This window comes from Arthrobacter sp. Dra40, assembly GCF_059091905.1.
The window spans coordinates 19,926-37,553 of sequence record NZ_JBNHHB010000023.1 but is presented as its reverse complement, the minus strand read 5'-3'; the positions used below and the strand labels follow the sequence as shown (position 1 = coordinate 37,553).

The 17,628-nt window shown below is 68.0% G+C and carries 17 protein-coding genes; 8 read left to right on the top strand and 9 right to left on the bottom strand.

What is annotated here, in order from left to right; all coding sequences use genetic code 11:
• Positions 1–406: 406 nt before the first annotated feature.
• Positions 407–1,162, bottom strand: coding sequence for a uracil-DNA glycosylase (locus tag AC5RWT_RS12615; RefSeq protein WP_494080496.1), 756 nt, complete (start codon positions 1,160–1,162; stop codon positions 407–409).
• A 161-nt stretch (positions 1,163–1,323) separates the two neighbouring features.
• Between AC5RWT_RS12615 and AC5RWT_RS12610 the strand changes: the two genes are divergently transcribed.
• The 3 genes from AC5RWT_RS12610 to AC5RWT_RS12600 all read left to right on the top strand — a co-directional run bounded on the left by AC5RWT_RS12610 (position 1,324) and on the right by AC5RWT_RS12600 (position 2,689).
• Complete coding sequence (locus AC5RWT_RS12610) at positions 1,324–1,632, top strand: DUF3263 domain-containing protein (protein WP_494080495.1); 309 nt, start codon at positions 1,324–1,326, stop codon at positions 1,630–1,632.
• A gap of 59 nt (positions 1,633–1,691) precedes the next feature.
• A complete protein-coding gene (locus tag AC5RWT_RS12605; protein WP_494044247.1) occupies positions 1,692–2,330 on the top strand; it encodes a LytR C-terminal domain-containing protein in 639 nt (212 codons plus the stop codon).
• A gap of 152 nt (positions 2,331–2,482) precedes the next feature.
• Positions 2,483–2,689: a cold-shock protein gene (locus AC5RWT_RS12600; RefSeq protein WP_127515201.1), complete on the top strand. Its 207-nt coding sequence runs from the start codon at positions 2,483–2,485 to the stop codon at positions 2,687–2,689.
• A gap of 163 nt (positions 2,690–2,852) precedes the next feature.
• On the opposite strand, the gene AC5RWT_RS12595 is transcribed toward AC5RWT_RS12600, so the two are convergent.
• Positions 2,853–3,422, bottom strand: coding sequence for a TM2 domain-containing protein (locus AC5RWT_RS12595; protein ID WP_494080494.1), 570 nt, complete (start codon positions 3,420–3,422; stop codon positions 2,853–2,855).
• Between the two features lie 394 nt (positions 3,423–3,816).
• Here AC5RWT_RS12595 and groL point away from each other — a divergent pair, with 394 nt between their 5' ends.
• Positions 3,817–5,445, top strand: coding sequence for a chaperonin GroEL (gene groL / locus AC5RWT_RS12590; RefSeq protein WP_494044249.1), 1,629 nt, complete (start codon positions 3,817–3,819; stop codon positions 5,443–5,445).
• 85 nt (positions 5,446–5,530) lie between these two features.
• On the opposite strand, the gene AC5RWT_RS12585 is transcribed toward groL, so the two are convergent.
• A complete protein-coding gene (locus AC5RWT_RS12585) occupies positions 5,531–6,454 on the bottom strand; it encodes a DUF4031 domain-containing protein (RefSeq protein WP_494080493.1) in 924 nt (307 codons plus the stop codon).
• Positions 6,455–6,505: 51 nt separating this feature from the next.
• Between AC5RWT_RS12585 and AC5RWT_RS12580 the strand changes: the two genes are divergently transcribed.
• Positions 6,506–7,510 (top strand): RNase H family protein, encoded by a 1,005-nt coding sequence (locus AC5RWT_RS12580; RefSeq protein WP_494080492.1) that lies wholly within the window; start codon positions 6,506–6,508, stop codon positions 7,508–7,510.
• Between the two features lie 31 nt (positions 7,511–7,541).
• Here AC5RWT_RS12580 and AC5RWT_RS12575 read toward each other — a convergent pair whose 3' ends face one another.
• From AC5RWT_RS12575 to AC5RWT_RS12550, 6 genes are all read right to left on the bottom strand, one after another.
• On the bottom strand, positions 7,542–7,832 hold the full coding sequence (locus AC5RWT_RS12575; protein ID WP_493940448.1) for a WXG100 family type VII secretion target: 291 nt from the start codon (positions 7,830–7,832) through the stop codon (positions 7,542–7,544).
• Between the two features lie 122 nt (positions 7,833–7,954).
• Positions 7,955–9,349 carry a sensor histidine kinase gene (locus AC5RWT_RS12570; RefSeq protein WP_494080491.1) on the bottom strand — a complete coding sequence of 465 codons (1,395 nt, stop codon included), beginning with the start codon at positions 9,347–9,349 and terminating at the stop codon, positions 7,955–7,957.
• A 66-nt stretch (positions 9,350–9,415) separates the two neighbouring features.
• A complete protein-coding gene (locus AC5RWT_RS12565) occupies positions 9,416–10,126 on the bottom strand; it encodes a response regulator transcription factor (protein ID WP_494044253.1) in 711 nt (236 codons plus the stop codon).
• A 192-nt stretch (positions 10,127–10,318) separates the two neighbouring features.
• Complete coding sequence (locus AC5RWT_RS12560; RefSeq protein WP_494080490.1) at positions 10,319–11,974, bottom strand: DNA repair helicase XPB; 1,656 nt, start codon at positions 11,972–11,974, stop codon at positions 10,319–10,321.
• A complete protein-coding gene (locus tag AC5RWT_RS12555) occupies positions 11,975–14,584 on the bottom strand; it encodes a helicase-associated domain-containing protein (RefSeq protein ID WP_494080489.1) in 2,610 nt (869 codons plus the stop codon).
• Between the two features lie 76 nt (positions 14,585–14,660).
• Positions 14,661–14,915, bottom strand: coding sequence for a hypothetical protein (locus tag AC5RWT_RS12550; protein ID WP_494080488.1), 255 nt, complete (start codon positions 14,913–14,915; stop codon positions 14,661–14,663).
• Between the two features lie 230 nt (positions 14,916–15,145).
• Here AC5RWT_RS12550 and AC5RWT_RS12545 point away from each other — a divergent pair, with 230 nt between their 5' ends.
• The 3 genes from AC5RWT_RS12545 to AC5RWT_RS12535 are packed head-to-tail and all read left to right on the top strand — an operon-like array spanning position 15,146 to position 17,621.
• Positions 15,146–15,529, top strand: coding sequence for a cold-shock protein (locus tag AC5RWT_RS12545; RefSeq protein ID WP_136786865.1), 384 nt, complete (start codon positions 15,146–15,148; stop codon positions 15,527–15,529).
• 9 nt (positions 15,530–15,538) lie between these two features.
• Positions 15,539–16,306 (top strand): DUF3027 domain-containing protein, encoded by a 768-nt coding sequence (locus tag AC5RWT_RS12540; RefSeq protein ID WP_494080487.1) that lies wholly within the window; start codon positions 15,539–15,541, stop codon positions 16,304–16,306.
• 49 nt (positions 16,307–16,355) lie between these two features.
• Positions 16,356–17,621: an MFS transporter gene (locus tag AC5RWT_RS12535; RefSeq protein WP_494080486.1), complete on the top strand. Its 1,266-nt coding sequence runs from the start codon at positions 16,356–16,358 to the stop codon at positions 17,619–17,621.
• The last annotated feature ends 7 nt before the right edge of the window (positions 17,622–17,628 follow it).

The following is a 17,628-nucleotide window of genomic DNA, read 5'->3' as shown; positions in this document are numbered from 1 at the left end:
CAAGGGATTCCCAATTTGTTGGCGTGAAAGGTCACATTGGCCGGGAAGCGCGGCCGCTGGTCGTGGAACTTCGGGCTTCTGCTGTCCACCAGCTGCCGGATCTCTCCACGTTCGGCAGTTGCTGTCCATGTTCAGCAGGAACTGTCCACGTCTTGGCGAGACGCGAGCTCCTGACCTGCGGCGATGCCGAACGTCGGTGCAAAACGTGGACCGCGACGCGGTGATGGGCAGGGAAAAACGTGGACCTCGACGCGGTGCGCGGAACGGCCGGGCAAACGTGGACCTCGACGCGGGGCGCGGAACGGCCGGGCAAAACGTGGACACAGACGGAGCTGGGCTGCGATGGGCCGGAAAAAAGGTGGACCTCGCCTCAACTCAGCAGCGCGCGCTGCCGCGTCGCCACCGTTCAGCGCAGCGCCCACTCCACGGGCTCGGCGTGCTGGGCGGCCAGCAGTTCGTTGACCCGGCTGAAGGGCCGCGAGCCGAAGAACCCGCGGGATGCGGACAGCGGGCTGGGGTGAGCGGTCTCGATCCGCGGTACGTGTTCCAGCACCGGCGCCAGTTGCTGGGCTTCCCGGCCCCAAAGCAGCGCCACCAGCGGGCCGCCGCGCTGGGCCAGCGCCCGCACCGCCAGTTCGGTGATTTGCTCCCAGCCCTTGTTCCGGTGCGAGCCGGCCTTGCCTACTTCAACGGTCAGGCAGCGGTTGAGCAGCAGCACGCCCTGGTCGCTCCACGCGCTCAGGTCTCCGTGCTGCGGCGGCCGGAAACCCAGATCCATCTGAAGTTCCTTGTAGATGTTGGCCAGGCTGCGCGGCAGCGGCCGGACATGCCGTTCCACCGCGAACGACAAGCCGATGGAGTGTCCCGGCGTTGGGTACGGGTCCTGGCCGACGATCAGCACCTTGACCTTGGACAGCGGCCGCTGGAATGCCCGCAACACGTTCCCCGGCGCGGGCAGCAGGGTCTTGCCGGCGGCGCGCTCGCCGTCCAAGTAGGAGGCAAGGTCCCAGAGCATCGGTTCGGCCGGCGCCAGCACCTCGGCCCACTCGGGGTGAATCACGCCCGCAAGCTCCTGCGGTGCGGCGAACGGATACGGGGCGCGAAAGTCCGCGGCAGGCGGGTGGGCAGGCAGCGGAAAGAGGGCACCGTCGTCGTAGTTCACCGTTCTATCTTTGCGGATATTGCCCGCCGGCCGGCAATCAGGCCCGACTGAAGGGGAGTGGATGAAGTAAGCGGGGGTGTGAATGACAGGCCTGTGATTCGCCCTTATCATGGAGGAAGTATTGATTGCCGTCGGCAAGTACTAGGAAGAGCAGGTGTGTTGTGGCAGGTTCGGCCGAGGCCAGCGCGTTTTCACCCGAGGCCGAGGTTGACGACGCCAGCCCGCTGAGCGAGCGCGACCAGCGGATGCTGGCGCTGGAGCGGCAGTGGTGGAAGTACGCCGGCGCCAAGGAACAGGCCATCCGCGAACTGTTCGACATGTCCGCCACGCATTACTACCAGATCCTCAATGCGCTGATCGACACCGAGGATGCGCTGGCGCACGATCCGATGCTGGTGAAGAGATTGCGTAGACTACGTACGTCCCGCCAGCGCGCGCGCACTGCTCGCCGGCTGGGCACCGACGCCTAACTCCGGGCACGCCCGGGAGGCGGTTCCCGATACTCCACCACCAAGGATGCAGCACCGCGATGACCAAGTACCCCCGGGATGAGTTCGACCAGGTCCCTGAAACTTCAGACCGCCACGGTGTGCATCGCGCCCGCATGGCGACGCCGAAGTCCAACGGCCTCGGCCTGATCATCCTGGCCGCTGTCCTGGCGCTGGCGGTCGGAGCCTTGTCCTTCTTCGTGCTGCCGCTGCTGGGGACCGGAGGACCTTCCACCCCGGTTGCCGGACCAACCAGCACTCCCGCCGCAACAGCCTCGGCATCGCCCTCGGCAACGGAGCAGGAAACCGAAAGCGCTGAAGCGGAAGCCACCACGGAGCCGAGCGACGAGGCCACGCCGGAGCCCACCGAAGAGGCAACCGATGAACCCACCGAAGAGGCCGCGGCGGTCAACAAGCAGGATCCGGTGATGATCCTCAACGGTGCCGGCGTGTCCGGGCTGGCCGGCACGGTATCGCAGAGGGTGCAGAACGACGGCTGGACCATAGCCGTGGTGGACAACTGGGGCGGCGCACCGCTGGCCGGATCGGTGATCTTCTACAACCCGGGCCAGGAAGCCAACGCCCAGGCCCTCGGGGAACTGCTCGGCATTACCGACCTGCAGGAAAACGGCGACGTCTCGCAGTACGTCACCGTGGCGCTCGGCCCGGGCTACCACTAGGCGCCCGCACCCCTTTTTGAGGATTTCGGTTACACCTCAATAACATTAAGTGTGCCTGAGGTCACTTTCTGCTCCTTGCGTAGATAGGGTGAGACCACCTTGCCGCTGAACCGTCTGCGGCAGAGGCGGAACTACTGAGTATGGAGAACACTATGGCGCTGGGAACCGTCAAATGGTTCAATGCGGAAAAGGGCTACGGCTTCATTACCGTGGACGAAGAAAATTCCGATGTATTTGTCCACTGGTCCGCAATTCAAATGGATGGTTACCGTTCCCTGGATGAAGGGCAGCGCGTGGAATTCCAGATCGGCCAGGGCCAAAAGGGTCCGCAGGCCGAAGAAGTCCGGGTCGCTCCTTAGCAGGACATTAACGACGACGGCGGTGAAGGCTCGGTTGCCTCCACCGCCTTTTTCGCCGGGCTGGCTCAGCAGTGGATGATCCGTGCTGCGTAGTGAATGGGACGCGCTGCGCAGCGCCGCGGATGCCGCACCGCGTGGCGGCTTCGTGACGTGAGCGGGCGGGCTACTCTTTCAGCGGCACGCCGCGGGCGTCGCGCTTAAACGGCTCCGCCCCGACCAGGATCATGATGCCTTCGATGAAGCCCCACACGGCGCCGACGCCGAAGGTCAGGAACGTGACCACGATCTGCAGCACGCCGATGCCGACGTGGCCGAGGTAGAAGCGGTGGACACCGAGGCCGCCCAGCAGGATGCCCAGGAGGCCGCCGACCAGACGCGACTTCTGCTCCGGGTAGTAGTAGCCCGGCGGAGTTCCGTAATACTGCTGCTGGCCGAGGGGCTGACCTGGCTGGCCGTACTGTCCCGGCTGACCAGGCTGGCCGTACTGACCCGGCTGCCCCGGCTGGCCGTAGGGCTGACCAGGCTGGGGCGGATACTGCTGGCCGGAAGCGCCAAAGGGCGGCTGGGCGGGAGTGCCTTGCTGTTGTCCGGACGCGCCGAAGGGCGGCTGGCCAGAGGACTGTCCGGCGGGGCCGCCGTGCGGCGGCTGCCCGAGCGGCCTCGTCGGGTTGGCTCCCGTTCCCAAGGGCTCGGTGGGGTTGCTGGCGTTCTTCTCGTCGCCTGATGCAGTCATGGTTTCTCCGACCTTGCCCGTTGCCGGGCTGCTAAAAGCTGGTTTCTCTTACTGCCAATCTACGCGCGAGGCCCCGGCCGTATCCATGGGGGTCCACCCTGATTGTTTGCCCGGGGTCGGTCAGGGTGATTCGCCCTCCGCGAAGCTGAGCGATCGGTCCGCCCAACAGGTTGCACTCGGCACCGTCGAGTGCTAATTATTGAGTTAGCACTCTCGCGGGCCGACTGCTAAGAAGTCGCCGTGGGGAGTGAAACCCGCCACCTGTAGTGAGGTGAGCGGCGCGGCGTACCGAATTCGCCGTCGTCGTGAGCCGTCCGTCGCGGGCACCGCAGGTGGCCAGCAGCCGTCAAAAGCTGCGTCCAGTGTCTATTGTCCAGAAGGGACGTAAGCCGCTATGGCAAAGATCATTGCATTTGACGAAGAGGCCCGCCGCGGCCTCGAGCGCGGACTGAACATCCTCGCCGACGCCGTAAAGGTAACCCTCGGCCCGCGTGGCCGCAACGTCGTGCTCGAGAAGAAGTGGGGCGCCCCCACGATCACCAACGATGGTGTTTCCATCGCCAAGGAGATCGAGCTGGACGACCCGTACGAGAAGATCGGCGCAGAGCTGGTCAAGGAGGTCGCCAAGAAGACCGACGACGTCGCCGGTGACGGTACCACCACCGCGACCGTTCTGGCCCAGGCCCTGGTCAAGGAAGGCCTGCGCAACGTTGCTGCCGGCGCCGACCCGTTGAGCCTGAAGCGCGGCATCGAGAAGGCTGTTGACGCTGTCACCGCCGAGCTGATCGCCTCCGCCAAGGAAATCGAGACCAAGGAACAGATCGCCGCCACCGCGTCCATCTCCGCCGGAGATCCGCAGATCGGTGAGCTGATCGCCGAGGCCCTGGACAAGGTCGGCAAGGAAGGCGTCGTCACCGTCGAGGAGTCGAACACCTTCGGCCTGGAGCTCGAGCTCACCGAGGGCATGCGCTTCGACAAGGGCTACCTGTCGGCGTATTTCGTCACCGACGCCGAGCGCCAGGAGACGGTCCTTGAGGATGCGTACATCCTGATCGTCAACTCCAAGATCTCCAACGTGAAGGACCTGGTTGGCATCCTGGAGAAGGTCATGCAGTCCGGCAAGCCGCTGCTGATCATCGCCGAGGACGTCGAGGCTGAGGCCCTGGCCACCCTGATCGTGAACAAGATGCGTGGCACCTTCAAGTCCGTGGCCGTGAAGGCTCCGGGCTTCGGCGACCGCCGCAAGGCCATGCTGGCCGACATCGCCATCCTGACCGGCGGCCAGGTCATCGCCGAAGAGGTCGGCCTCAAGCTGGAGAACGCCACCCTGGACCTGCTGGGCCAGGCCCGCAAGGTGGTTGTCACCAAGGACGAGACCACCATCGTCGAAGGTGCCGGCGAAGCCGACGCCATCGCCGGCCGCGTCAACCAGATCCGCGCCGAGATCGACAACTCCGATTCCGACTACGACCGCGAGAAGCTGCAGGAGCGCCTGGCCAAGCTGGCCGGCGGCGTGGCAGTCATCAAGGCCGGTGCCGCAACCGAGGTTGAGCTCAAGGAACGCAAGCACCGCATTGAGGACGCCGTCCGCAACGCGAAGGCTGCCGTTGAGGAAGGTATCGTCGCCGGCGGCGGCGTGGCCCTGATCCAGGCCGGCGCCAAGGCATTCGCCAACCTCAGCCTCGAGGGCGACGAAGCAACCGGCGCCAACATCGTCAAGGTTGCCATCGACGCTCCGCTGAAGCAGATCGCCCTCAACGCCGGCATGGAGCCGGGCGTTGTGGCGGACAAGGTCCGGGGTCTGGCCGACGGCCACGGCCTGAACGCCGCCACCGGCGTCTACGAGGACCTGCTGGCTGCCGGCGTCAACGACCCGGTCAAGGTGACCCGCTCTGCCCTGCAGAACGCGGCCTCCATCGCCGGTCTGTTCCTGACCACAGAAGCCGTTGTCGCCGACAAGCCGGAAAAGGCCGCTCCGGCCATGCCGGGTGGCGACGAGATGGGCGGCATGGGCGGCTTCTAAGCTTCCCTGCACCTACCTCGGCCTGGTCAACAGGCCATGGTTACGCGAGGCGCGGTTCCCAGCACGGGAGCCGCGCCTTGCGGCTTTAACTCCTGTCCGCGCGCAGCCAGTCCGGGCCATCGGACTGCCAGGCATCCAGCTCCGCGGAGAGGTTCCGTTTGGCGCTTTCCAGCCACTTCTCCCGCGCTGCAGGTGTCCGGTACAGCGGGTCCAGTTCCAGCAGCCGGCGGACGACGGCGGTGCGTCCTGTGGCGAAGTCGGCGTCGGCCACGTGGGCATAGTCTTGGCGGACGTTGCGGACATAGCTGCGGTACTCCGCCGGCGCTCCGCCGAGGACGGCCAGATCGGCATCGCACAACAGCGCCCCGGACTCGTCCTGCGGGCCGGGGGAGTGTCCCGCCGTGAGCAGGACCAGCCGGACCACTTCGGCCGTCTCGTCAGGGCCGACGCCCGCGGTCGGCAGGCTGGCAGCGGCCAGGTCCGCCGAATCCTGTTCATCCTGGCCGGCCCGGCCGTTGTAGACCGCGTCGTGGAACCAGGCCGCCAGCCACACTGCGCGCTGCCGGAGCCCGGAGCCCACGGCCGGCGCGAGCTGCCCCAGCGCTTCCAGGACTGCCAGCAGATGGCCCGGGCCGTGGTAGTGGCGGTGCGGCTCCGCCCAGCGCTCCAGCAGCTCGCGGCCCAGATCCTCCTGCCCGGGCAGCAACTCGTTCCACCGCCGCAGCAGTACGCGCCGCAGTTTTTCCGGGCGCTGCCGGGCCGGGACCCGGAGCCCGCTGGCCTGCAGCCGGCGGGTCAGCTCGCCGGCGCTGACCTCGACTGCTCCCAACTCGACCAGTTCGCGGTAGCGGCTGACCGGCACGTCGTAATGGTCCCGGTCGAAGGCACGCTCGCGGATTTCGGCCGCCGCGGCGAAGCGGTGCAGTTCGGCCAGCGAGCTGTCCGAGACGAGGTGCGAGAAGTGCGTGCCGTGGGCCGGCCAGAGCGGAGGATCGATAAGTATTGCCACCTGCCCAGCCTAGGGCCAGGAATGTCGGCCGGATCTGAAAAGATGGAAATCATGACTATCACTGCTGCCGCTGACGGCTCCGCCCTCGGCAATCCCGGACCGGCCGGCTGGGCTTGGTACATCGACGACACGGCGTGGGCTGCCGGCGGCTGGCCGCACGGCACCAACAACCAAGGCGAGCTGATGGCCGTGCTGGATCTGTTCCGGTCAACCGCGCACGTGCCCCAGGAGCACCTGCGCGTGCTGTGCGACAGCCAGTACGTGATCAACTGCGTGACCAAGTGGATGCCGGGCTGGAAACGGCGCGGCTGGAAGAAAGCCGACGGGAAGCCGGTGCTGAACGTCGACTTGCTCAAGGACATCGACTCGGTGATCAAGGGGCGCAGCTACGAGTTCGAATGGGTCAAGGGCCATGCCGGCCACCCGCTGAACGAGGCCGCCGACGAACGGGCCCGCGCAGTGGCCGTGGCCTTCCAGAACGGGACCGGTGCACCGGCTGGTCCGGGGTTCCCGGGCGGGCCGGGCACCTCTGGCAGCGCAGTCCTGGGAGCTGCGTCGGCCGGCGCAGCCGGCGCCGGAACAAGCCCGGCGGTCCGCCCGGCAGCGGCACCCCTTCCTGCCCGGAACGGGGCACGGCCGGCACCGGCAATGACGCCCGAGCCCGATCTGTTCTCCGAACTGGAGGACTTCGCCAGCGACGATGCGGCCGAGGGCTCGCCGGAAGAGCTGGTGGTCCGGTTGGAACAGCAACTTCTCAGCCCCGTGGTCCGCGCAGACTACGGCCGGCTGGCTGTGCTGCTGCATCCTGACTTCGCCGAGATCGGCGAGGCCGGCCGGATGTGGACGCGGGACGCCATGATCAGCGAACTCCAGGAGAGCCCTGAGCTGGATGCCTCGCTGGAGGTCTTCGCCGTCGAACGGCTCGGCGAAGACAGCATCCTGCTGACCTACCGCAGTATCCGCCGCGAGGGGTCCGCCCTGCGCAGTTCGCTCTGGCTGCGGGACGGCCAGCAGTGGCGCCTGCGCTTCCACCAGGGCACCCCCGAACAGGGCTGAGCGGGCGCGCCCGCGCCCGGCCAAACAGCGTTCAGGCCAGGAACATCCGGGCGTTGGCTTCCTCCGCCTGCAGGTACTGCTGCGAGGCGTGGGACAGCGCCGCGTTGATGCTGGCCAAGGATTCCTCCACCCTCAGCTGGGTGGCTCGCCAGTCCGTCACCAACTGCTGGAAGTTCGCTGCCGCCGCACCGGTCCAGAGGGACTCCAACTCGCGCAGTCCGGACTGCATGGTGTTCACCTCCGCCTGCAGCCGCCCGATGGTGCCCTGCACCGCCATGCTCTTGGCGGCGAGGGCCTCGCTGTCTACTTGGAATACGGCCATGATGTCCTCCGCTGGGGGTGTACCTATCCGACACCGTTCAGGCTAGACAGCGGCGGAAGCTGCAGCGAGGCTCCAGCAGTCGGTTGTGGATAACCGGAGTGCTAGGGGAGGGGCGTGGAGGACTAGCTGAGGTCGAAGGGCTCGTCCTCGTCCGCCTGCGGATGGTAGGGGATCCTGATGGACATGGTGGCGCCACCGCCCGGCGTCTCCGTCAGCCGGACCGTACCGTCGTGCTGGGCCACTAGGGCTGCCACAATGGCCAAGCCCAATCCTGTCCCGCCGGTTTCGCGGTGGCGGGAGGTGTCCGCCCGGTAAAAGCGTTCGAACACCTGCGCCGCCTCATCTTCGGAGATGCCGGGACCATGGTCGCGGATCTCGAGGACGGAATCCAACCGGTCGTCGATCACCGGTTGGACGCCGACGGCGATCTCCAGCGGCGAACCCTCCGGCGTGTACCGCAGGGCGTTGGTGACCAGGTTGGCCACCACTTGGCGCAGCCGGGCTTCGTCGCCGAGGATGGGCGCCGGACGCGGCGCCCCGCCGTCGAGCCCCACCACGGTAATCGCCCGGTCCGGTGCGCTGGCCCGCGCGTCCAAGGCGGCATCGTTGCCGAGCATCAGAAGGTCCAGTGGTTTGGCTTCGAGGGGACGCTGTTCGTCCACCCTCGCCAGCGTCAGCAGGTCATCCACCAACTGGCCCATACGCTTGGCTTCGCTTTCGATCCGGCCCATCGCGGCGCCGACGTCTTCCGGCGACTGCAGCGCACCGTGCCGGTACAGCTCCGAAAAGCCGCGGATGGTGACCAGCGGGGTGCGCAGCTCGTGCGAGGCATCCTGGACGAAGCGGCGCATCCGCTGCTCGGACGCGGTACGCGAGGCGAAGGCCGTTTCGATGTGGGCGAGCATGGCATTCAACGAACTGGCGAGCCGGCCGACCTCGGAAGCGGGGTTGACCACCTCGACGCGGCGCGAGAGGTCGCCGGCGGCAATGGCTGCGGCTGTTTTGTCCACCCGGCTCAGGGGCTGGAAGGACCGGGTCACCGCCAGCCACGCAATGCCGATGGCCGCAACCGTGGACGAGACGCCGATCAGAAGCGTGCTCACCGAAACCTTGTTGAAGGTGTCGTTCACCTCCTTGTAGCTCACCGCTATTGCGACTGAACCGGCGCGATTTTGCAGTGGCGTCAACGACACCCGCCAGCCGTCGCTGTCCCGCTTGGTCCCCGGCACATAGAAGTCTTTGCCTTGGACGGCGGCCGCCTCGTCCGGAGTAATGGGCGGCAGGTCGGGGCGGTCGCCGACGGGGTTGGTATCGATGCTGATCTGGCCGTCGCGTGACAGCAAAGCGCCGTAGTACCTCTCCGAGTACGAGGTCTCGGTGGGGTTAGTCGCCTGGCGGATCAGGAAGGAGGAGATGGCTTGACGGTTCTTGGCCAAGTCGTTGTCCAGTTGCTTCACCAGCGTGTCATGCAGCAGGGTCAGGGTGAGCACCGAAATGATCGTCAGGGTGGCGACCATGAGCACACCCATAATCAGGACCAGTTGCGACCGCAGGGATGCTGACCTCCAGCGTTCAACCATCGATCAACGGCGGTCGGCCGTACGCAGCAGGTAGCCCACGCCGCGCTTGGTCTGGATCAGCGGCGGCGTGTCCGGATTCGTGTCGATCTTCCGCCGCAGATAGGAGATATAGGATTCGACGATTGAGGCGTCTCCGTTGAAGTCGTACTCCCAAACATGGTCCAGGATCTGCGCCTTGGACAGCACGCGGTTCGGGTTCAGCATCAGGTAGCGCAGCAGTTTGAACTCGGTGGGGGAGAGATCGATGACTTCGCCGCCGCGGCGGACTTCGTGCGCGTCGTCGTCAAGCGCCAAGTCATCCACCTGGATGACCGCGTCGTCTTCCAGCAAAGGCCGGGTGCGGCGGAGCACAGCCCGGATGCGGGCCACCACTTCGTCCAGGCTGAAAGGCTTGGTCACGTAGTCGTCGCCGCCCACCGTCAGGCCGGTGACCTTGTCTTCGGTCTCGTCCCGGGCGGTCAGGAAGACCACCGGAAAATGGCGGCCGGAGGCCCGGAGCTTGCGGGTCACGGTGAAGCCGTCCATGTCCGGAAGCATGACATCAAGCACGGCCAAATCGGGCATATGTGCTTCGGCGGCGTCCAACGCCTCGCGGCCATTGGCGGCAGCCACTACCTCAAAACCGGCGAACCGCAGCGAAGTCGACAGCAGTTCCCGGATGTTCGGCTCGTCGTCGACGACCAGCAGTTTGGCTTCGGGCTCAGGCTTTTTCACGTTCCCAGTGTGCTCCCGGTTTCTGGGAGTTTGCTGAATGGATGCTGCAGGCAATCATGGCCTGCGCTGACGGCCGGCCCCACAGTTAATCGAGGCGGCTGCACAGCTCCACCAGTGCAAGCATGCCCCGCCGGACTCCTGCCGATAGGTGCCCGGGCCTCACCGTGGCGTCGGGGCCCATTTGCAAAAAAGTTACCCCTGCAGCACGTCCTTGGCGTCCTTGATGGTGTAGGCGTAGCCCTGCTCGGCCAGGAATCGCTGCCGCTTGGCGGCGAAGTCCTGGTCCAGCGTGTCCCGCGCAACCACGGTGTAGAACCGCGCGGACCGGCCGTCCGCCTTGGGCCGCAGCAACCGGCCCAGTCGCTGGGCTTCCTCCTGCCGGGAACCGAACGATCCGGACACCTGGATGGCCACGGTGGCTTCGGGCAGGTCGATGGAGAAGTTGGCCACCTTGGAGACCACCAGCGTCTGCAGCACGCCGCGGCGGAACGCGTCGAACAGCCGCTGCCGTTCCTTGACCGAGGTGCTGCCCTTGATCACCGGCGCGTCCAGATGCTCGGCGATCTCGTCCAACTGGTCGATGTACTGTCCGATCACCAGCAGCTGTTCGCCCTCGTGCGCCTTCACCAAGGCATCCACCACCGGTGTTTTGGTCGGGGAGGTGGCGCACAGCCGGTACTTGTCCCCGTCGTCGGCCATGGCGTACGCCACCCGCTCGTCCCGCGGCAGATCCACCCGGACTTCCACACAGTCGGCCGGAGCAATGTAGCCCTGCGCCTCGATGTCCTTCCACGGGGCGTCGTAGCGTTTGGGCCCGATCAGCGAGAACACTTCGCCCTCGCGGCCGTCCTCGCGCACCAATGTGGCGGTCAGCCCCAGCCGCCGCCGTGCCTGCAGGTCTGCCGTCATCCGGAACATCGGGGCGGGCAGCAGATGCACCTCGTCGTAGATGATCAGGCCCCAGTCGTTGGCATCCAGCAGCTCCAGGTGCGGGTACAGCCCGCCGCGGCGCATGGTCAGCACCTGGTAGGTGGCAATGGTGACCGGCCGGATTTCCTTGACCGAGCCGGAGTATTCACCCACCTCCTCGGCGGTCAGCGAGGTCCGCCGGACCAGCTCGTCCTTCCACTGCCGTGCGGCGACGGTGTTGGTCACCAGGATCAGCGTGGTGGTGGAACTGGTGGCCATTGCCGCAGCGCCCACCAGCGTTTTGCCGGCCCCGCAGGGCAGCACCACCACGCCGGATCCGCCGGCCCAGAAGTTCTCCACGGCCAGCCGCTGGTAGGGCCGCATCTGCCAACCGCCCGGCTCCGTGGATTCGGCCAGCGCGATCGGATGCGGCCTGCCGTCGACGTAGCCGGCCAGGTCCTCCGCGGGCCAGCCGAGCTTGAGCAGCAGCTGCTTGAGCTGCCCGCGCTGGGAGGAATGCACCACCGTGGTCTCGGCGTCAATCCGCGGACCCAGCAACGGCTGGATCTTCTTGGCGTGCATGACTTCTTCGAGGACCGGGTAGTCGGTGGTGCGCAACACCAGGCCATGCTGGGGATCCTTCTCCAGCCGCAGCCGCCCGTACCGGGACATGGTCTCCTCAATGTCCACCAGCAGCGCGTGCGGCACCGGGAAGCGCGAGTAGTTCAGCAGCGTGTCCAGCACCTGTTCGGCATCCAGGCCGGCGGCGCGGGCGTTCCACAGTCCCAGCGGGGTGATCCGGTAGGAATGCATATGCTCCGGTGCCCGCTCCAGTTCCGCGAACGCGGCGATGGCATGCCGGGCCTCGTTCGCCTGCTCATGGTCCACCTCCAGCAGGATGGTCTTGTCGCTCTGGACGATCAAGGGTCCGTCGGCCACTCAGCTGCCCTCCAGTAGTTCAATGTCCATCACCCGGTGGATGGACACGGTGCGTTCACTCTCGCGGTCGGGATCGAACACGCGAAGCCGGCCGCCGCTGACGGACAGCGGCAGCATGACCTGCCGTCGGTGGTTGCCGTCCGGCTCCACAATCCCGATCCGCACCCGCTGCTTCAACCGGATGGCGGTCCGCAGCGTCTCCAGCGTCAGCAGCGGCCCCGCCTCGGCGGCCGGCCGGGCCGGAATTCCGGTGCTCCGTAGCGCCGCGAGTTGGGCGTCGGTCGCTTCGGCGGTGAGTTCCCATGGATTAATCTTCACCGGGAACGACGACGGCGCCCGGCCGGCTTTCGCCGTCGCGGCACCGTCCGCCGGGGTGCCGTCCGCAGGGATACCGCCGCCGCCGCGGGTACCGCCGCCGGTGCCCGTCGCGCCGCCCAGCACCACGCCGTCGTCGGCCTCCGGCGCCGGCGCATAGCCAAGCTGGCGCAGCGAGGCGAGCAGCTCGCGGGCAGCGGTGCGCGAAACCGCCACCGTGGGGGACAGCCGGCGCAGGCCCAGGCGGGCGGTGCGCGGGTCGGCGAGCAGGTCCGTCAGCGTGTCCTCGTCGTCGCTGCGCAGGAAGCTGGCGGCCGCGCCGAGCCGCAGCGCACCGTGCCGGGACGCGGTGTCCTCCACCAGGTACTCCAGCGGCTGCGGCACGCCGGTGGCCGAGTGGCGGTTCAGAAAGCCGAGGATGCCGGTTGCATCGCGCCCGGCGTCCAGCGCATGCCGGATGCTGTCCGCTGAGAACCGGTAGATGGTGGCCGGCCCTTGGCCTTCGGCGGTGGACAGCAGGGACAGCTCGGCGGCGATGTCCGGCGCCAGGTAGCCGGGAGCCACCGCCGTCAGGTCCGCCTGCAGCACGAATTCGACCAGCGGTTCCGGCAGTTGATCCGCCAGCAGTTCGGCGGCATCGGCGAGCCTGTCCTGCGCCAGCGCGCGTCCCAACCCGGTCAGCGCGCCGGACCCCAGGAGCCCCAGCCGCGCCGCCTCGGCAAGGATGCCCGGCACCAGCCGCTCAAACCGCCGTTGCTGGCGCGGCCGGCGCCAGACCAAGTAGCCGGTGACCGCGTCCGGCGAGGGGGCAGGGGTGCTGCCGGTTGCGGCGGAGTCCGGCGCGGCGTCCGGTGCGACGGTTGGCCCGGCGGCGCCCTTGGCGGGAGCCGCCGGGGTGCACAGTTCGTCCAGCGCCTCCAGCACGCGGCGCCGGACGGTCGGCGCATCGGGACGGGACGCTTCGGCGGCCAACGCATTAATGACGGTGTCCGACGGCGTCCTGCCGCCCACCAGCGAGGGCGCGCGGTCCAGCTGCAGCCAGGCCGACACGAGCAGCAGCCACTGGTCCTGGCGCGCCAAGGAGCCGAACATCGCGTCGGCATGGACCACCCAGCGGGAAGTATCGACGTCCAGGATGAGCAGTCCGGCGGCGGCGGCGAGCTCCAGCAGCCAACTGGTCTCGTCCGGTTCGATCCGCAGGGTGTCCGCCAGCCGGCGGACTTCGCGGACGCCCACACCGCCTGCGCGCAGCGTAGCAACCGGACTCCGGCGGACCTGGACCAGCAGCTCGGCCACCAGCCGCAGCGTCTCGGCCGCGGCGGAGAAGGCCGCGTTGTCGCGCAAGGAATTCCGGACCTGCCCGGCGGCCAGCGCGGGCGGCAGGGTGTGCCACGGATCGGCCACTGCGCCGCCGCGTACCGCCAGGCCGGCCGGCCAGGGGAGTTCCACGTGCGACGCGTCGATGGGAACCAGCAGCCCGTGCGCTGCCAGCCAATCGATCGGTGACGTCGCCTCGCCGGGGCTGGAGCCGGCCAGCGGGTGCGGCAGCGCGCCGAGCGGGGAACGGCGGAATTTCCCGAGCAGCTCGTCGGTGTGCTCCGGTGCCTGGGCCATCAGTGCCGGCCAGGTCCGCGGGTCGGCCAGCCAGCCGTCGAGGGCAGCGGCCGCCCGGGCTGCCGCTGTGCCGGCGCGTTCGTCCCCATCTGGCTCGGGGATGATGGCCGGCAGCTCATAGCCGGCCTCATTCAGCAGCGGCACCGTGCGGACCAGATGGTCCGCGGCCACCGTGCCGGCGGCGGCCAAAGCGGCGTAGCTGCGGCCCAGGCCGGCCGGATACGGTCCCAGCGCTTCGGCCAGGCTGGCCACCGGGAGGTAGGCCGGGGGCAGCGGGAGGCCCCCGCCGTCGTCGGCCGGAAAAGCATGGTTGTCAGATGAGGGCAGTTCCACGCGCACCAGCAGCGCGAGGTCCCGCAGGCGGTCCAGATACGAGTCCAGATCCTGCCGGACGGGTGAGTCCGCCTGCGGCACCAGCAGGGGCCGAAGGGAGCGGGCGTCGGCGGCGCGGCCGGCATCAACATCGGTGCTGAGCACCACTGCCTCAAGCACTTCCAGCTCAGGCCGGGAGAGGTTCTCCAGCACCCGCTGGAGGCTGATCCGGGTACAGGCCCGGGCGGCTAGCGCGGAAAAGTCCGGGACGGGCGGCAGGCAGAGGTCCGGCCGGGCGCTGAACAGCTGGCGCAGCTCGGCGTCGCTGCGGGCGGCCAACTGGCCGGCCAAGGCACGGATGGAGGACACCGGATTAACGTTACCCCGCAGCACTGCGGCCGACGCCGCCGGCGGCGAACCGCCTCCACCGGCTCCGGCGGTGCGGCTAGCTGCTGCGGCGGCGCCGGATGCTGCCGGCCAGCAGCACTACCATCAACACGAAGGCGATAGGGAAGCAGAACCACGCCAGCCCCATGAAACCGGTCCACACCGTGGTTCCGGTCATGGCGCCTGCCAGAACGACGCCCAGGCTGCCCAACCCTGCCAGCAGTAGAACGACGGCCGAAAAGACCAGCACGCGGTGCAGCGCACCCGACTCGGCGGGGCGGGGCGCGTTCTGGGCGGGGACGGTTCCGGACATGGCACCAGATTAACGCCCGGCCGTGCCGCGGCCCAATCCCGCCCACAAGCCGGCAGCGGAAACGGCCGCGGACCGCACTCCGCCGTCGGCGGAACAAGCTAATCTAGAGACAGACTTTCCCCGCCACGCCGCGGCCGCACCTGCGGCCGGTGTACTGCCGGCGGGGCACATGGTAAGAACGCAGCAGCGGGCGGTACCGCCGCAACATTAAGCAGAACGAGGTAAGCAAAGTGCCCATCGGCAAAGTCAAGTGGTTCGACACGGAAAAAGGCTTCGGGTTCCTGGCCAGCGAAGACGGCCAGGAAGTGTTCCTGCATGCTTCTGCGCTGCCGGCCGGCGTCAAGGACGTGAAGGCGGGAACGCGGATGGAGTACGGCATCGCCGACGGCCGCCGCGGCCCGTCCGCACTGTCCGCACGCATCCTCGACGCGGCTCCCTCGGTGGTGCGCGCAACGCGTAAGCCGGCCGAGGACATGGCCGTCATCACCGAAGACCTGATCAAGCTGCTGGACGGCATCTCCAACGGCCTGCGCAAGGGCCGCTATCCGGAGCGCTCCCACGCGTCCAAGGTTGCTGCGGTGCTCCGCCGTGTAGCCGACGACCTGGACGCCTAAGCGGACTTGATGACTGAAAACCTGATCGACTCCGACGCTGAAACCGCGCCCGTGGAGCAGCCCGTCGCCGGTGGGTCCGAGGCCGAGGCTGCGCCCCGGCGTCGTGCTGCGCGCCGCACCGCCAAACTGGACCTAGTCCTGGCCGCCGCGGTCGACCGTGCCCGGGAGGGCGTGCTGGAGATTGCCCCGTCCGAACAAATCGGTGCGCACGTCGGCAGCTATGCCGACGGCGACCGCCTCGTCACCCACCGGTTCGAGGCGAAGCTGGCGGGCTATGCGGGCTGGCAGTGGTATGCCACGTTGGCCCGGGTCCCCCGCGGCAAGGAGGCCACGGTCTGCGAAGTGGGACTGCTCCCGTCCGAGAAATCGTTGCTGGCTCCCGAGTGGGTGCCCTGGGCGGACCGGGTGCGGCCTGAAGAGGTGGCAGCTGCGGCGGAAGCGGAGGCGGCCGAGGCAGCAGAGGCGGCCCAGACGCCGGAGGGTGCCGAGCCGGCTGCTGCGGGGTCCGAGGCACAGGAAGGCGCCGAGGCGGCTCCCGCAACGGACATGGCGGAGGACCTCTCCGAGACTGCGGGCCGTGACGGGGCCGCGGGCGACGAAGCCGTTGCAACCGCGGACGAGGACGCAGCGGACGAGGCGGCCCCTGCAACCGCGGACGAGCACGCAGCGGACGAGGCGGCCCCCGCAGCCGAGGCGGCTGCTGCTCCCGTTGGCGAGAATCTGACAGAGGCAGCCGAAAGCGGCGCGACCGAGGATTTCACCAAAACCACGTCCTGACGTGACCGATCGACGAGGCAGGTTCTGCAGCCGGAAGGGGCGGTAAAGCGTGTTTCGTTCCCTGAGGCTGTTCAATTACCGGATCTGGTTCATCGGCGCGCTGATCTCCAACGTCGGCACGTGGATGCAGCGAACGGCCCAGGACTGGCTGGTTTACGACATCCTCACCGAGCAGGACGCCGCCGCCATGGGCATTGTGATGGCGCTGCAGATGGGGCCGCAGCTGGTGATGGCCCCGTGGGCCGGGCTGATTGCCGACCGGTTCGACCGGCAAAAGCTGCTGATGGCCACGCAGATTTCAATGGCCGTGCTGGGCCTTGCGCTGGGCTTGATGGTGATCGCGGACGTGGCTCAGCTGTGGCACGTGTATGCCTTTGCCCTGGCATTGGGCATGGTGACGGCGGTGGATGCGCCGGCGCGGCAGACTTTCGTCTCGGACGTGGTCCGCGACGACTACCTGCCCAACGCGGTGGCGCTGAACAGTACCTCGTTCAACCTGGCCAGAATGATCGGTCCGGCCATTGCCGGCGTGCTGACCGTAGCCATCGGGCCGGGCCCGGTGTTCCTGATCAACACCGCCACGTTCGCGGCGATGATCGCGGCGCTGCTGGCCATCCGCAGGCAGGAACTCCACCCGCGGCAGAAGGTGGCCAAGGGCCGCGGCCAGATCCGCGAGGGCTTCCGGTATGTGAAGGACCGGCCGGATCTGGTGGTGGTGCTGGCCGCCATCTTTATCATCGGCACCTTCGGCCTGAATTTCTCCGTTTTCGTGGCGTCCATGGCGCGCACCGAATTCGGCGGCCATGCCGGTGACTTCGGTGTGCTCTCCTCGGTGATGGCGGCCGGTTCGGTGACCGGGTCGCTGCTCAGTGCGCGCCGGGACAGGCCGCGGCTGCGCTATGTCTTTGGCGCGTCGCTGGCCTTCGGCGTTGCCTGCACGGCGGCGGGACTGGCCCCGACGGTCTGGCTCTTCGGGCTGGCGCTGGTGCCGGTGGGGGCAGCGGCCATCACCATCATGACCAGCGCCAATGCGTATGTGCAGACCACCACCGACCCGATGATGCGTGGACGCGTCATGTCCTTGTACATGGCCATCCTGATGGGCGGGACCCCGATCGGTGCCCCATTGGTCGGCTTGGTGTCCAATAGCTTCGGCCCGCGCTGGGGGCTTGGGGTGGCGGCGTTGTCCGGTGTGGCCGCCGCCGCCGTAGGGATTGTGTGGGCCTGGCGCGCGCACCACATGCGGTTGCGGTTCGACCGCTCGGCCCGGCGGAAGCTGAGCATTACCTATGGCGTGCCGGACCGGCCGGTCTAAGCGGCGG

Excerpts from the sequence above, each read along its gene's own strand:
- AC5RWT_RS12605 (WP_494044247.1), top strand. The coding sequence starts at position 1,692 with ATGACCAAGTACCCCCGGGATGAGTTCGACCAGGTCCCTGAAACTTCA.
- AC5RWT_RS12600 (WP_127515201.1), top strand. The coding sequence starts at position 2,483 with ATGGCGCTGGGAACCGTCAAATGGTTCAATGCGGAAAAGGGCTACGGC.
- AC5RWT_RS12595 (WP_494080494.1), bottom strand. The coding sequence starts at position 3,422 with ATGACTGCATCAGGCGACGAGAAGAACGCCAGCAACCCCACCGAGCCC.
- AC5RWT_RS12570 (WP_494080491.1), bottom strand. The coding sequence starts at position 9,349 with ATGGTCGCCACCCTGACGATCATTTCGGTGCTCACCCTGACCCTGCTG.
- AC5RWT_RS12575 (WP_493940448.1), bottom strand. The coding sequence starts at position 7,832 with ATGGCCGTATTCCAAGTAGACAGCGAGGCCCTCGCCGCCAAGAGCATG.
- AC5RWT_RS12540 (WP_494080487.1), top strand. The coding sequence starts at position 15,539 with ATGACTGAAAACCTGATCGACTCCGACGCTGAAACCGCGCCCGTGGAG.
- groL (WP_494044249.1), top strand. The coding sequence starts at position 3,817 with ATGGCAAAGATCATTGCATTTGACGAAGAGGCCCGCCGCGGCCTCGAG.
- AC5RWT_RS12580 (WP_494080492.1), top strand. The coding sequence starts at position 6,506 with ATGACTATCACTGCTGCCGCTGACGGCTCCGCCCTCGGCAATCCCGGA.
- AC5RWT_RS12550 (WP_494080488.1), bottom strand. The coding sequence starts at position 14,915 with ATGTCCGGAACCGTCCCCGCCCAGAACGCGCCCCGCCCCGCCGAGTCG.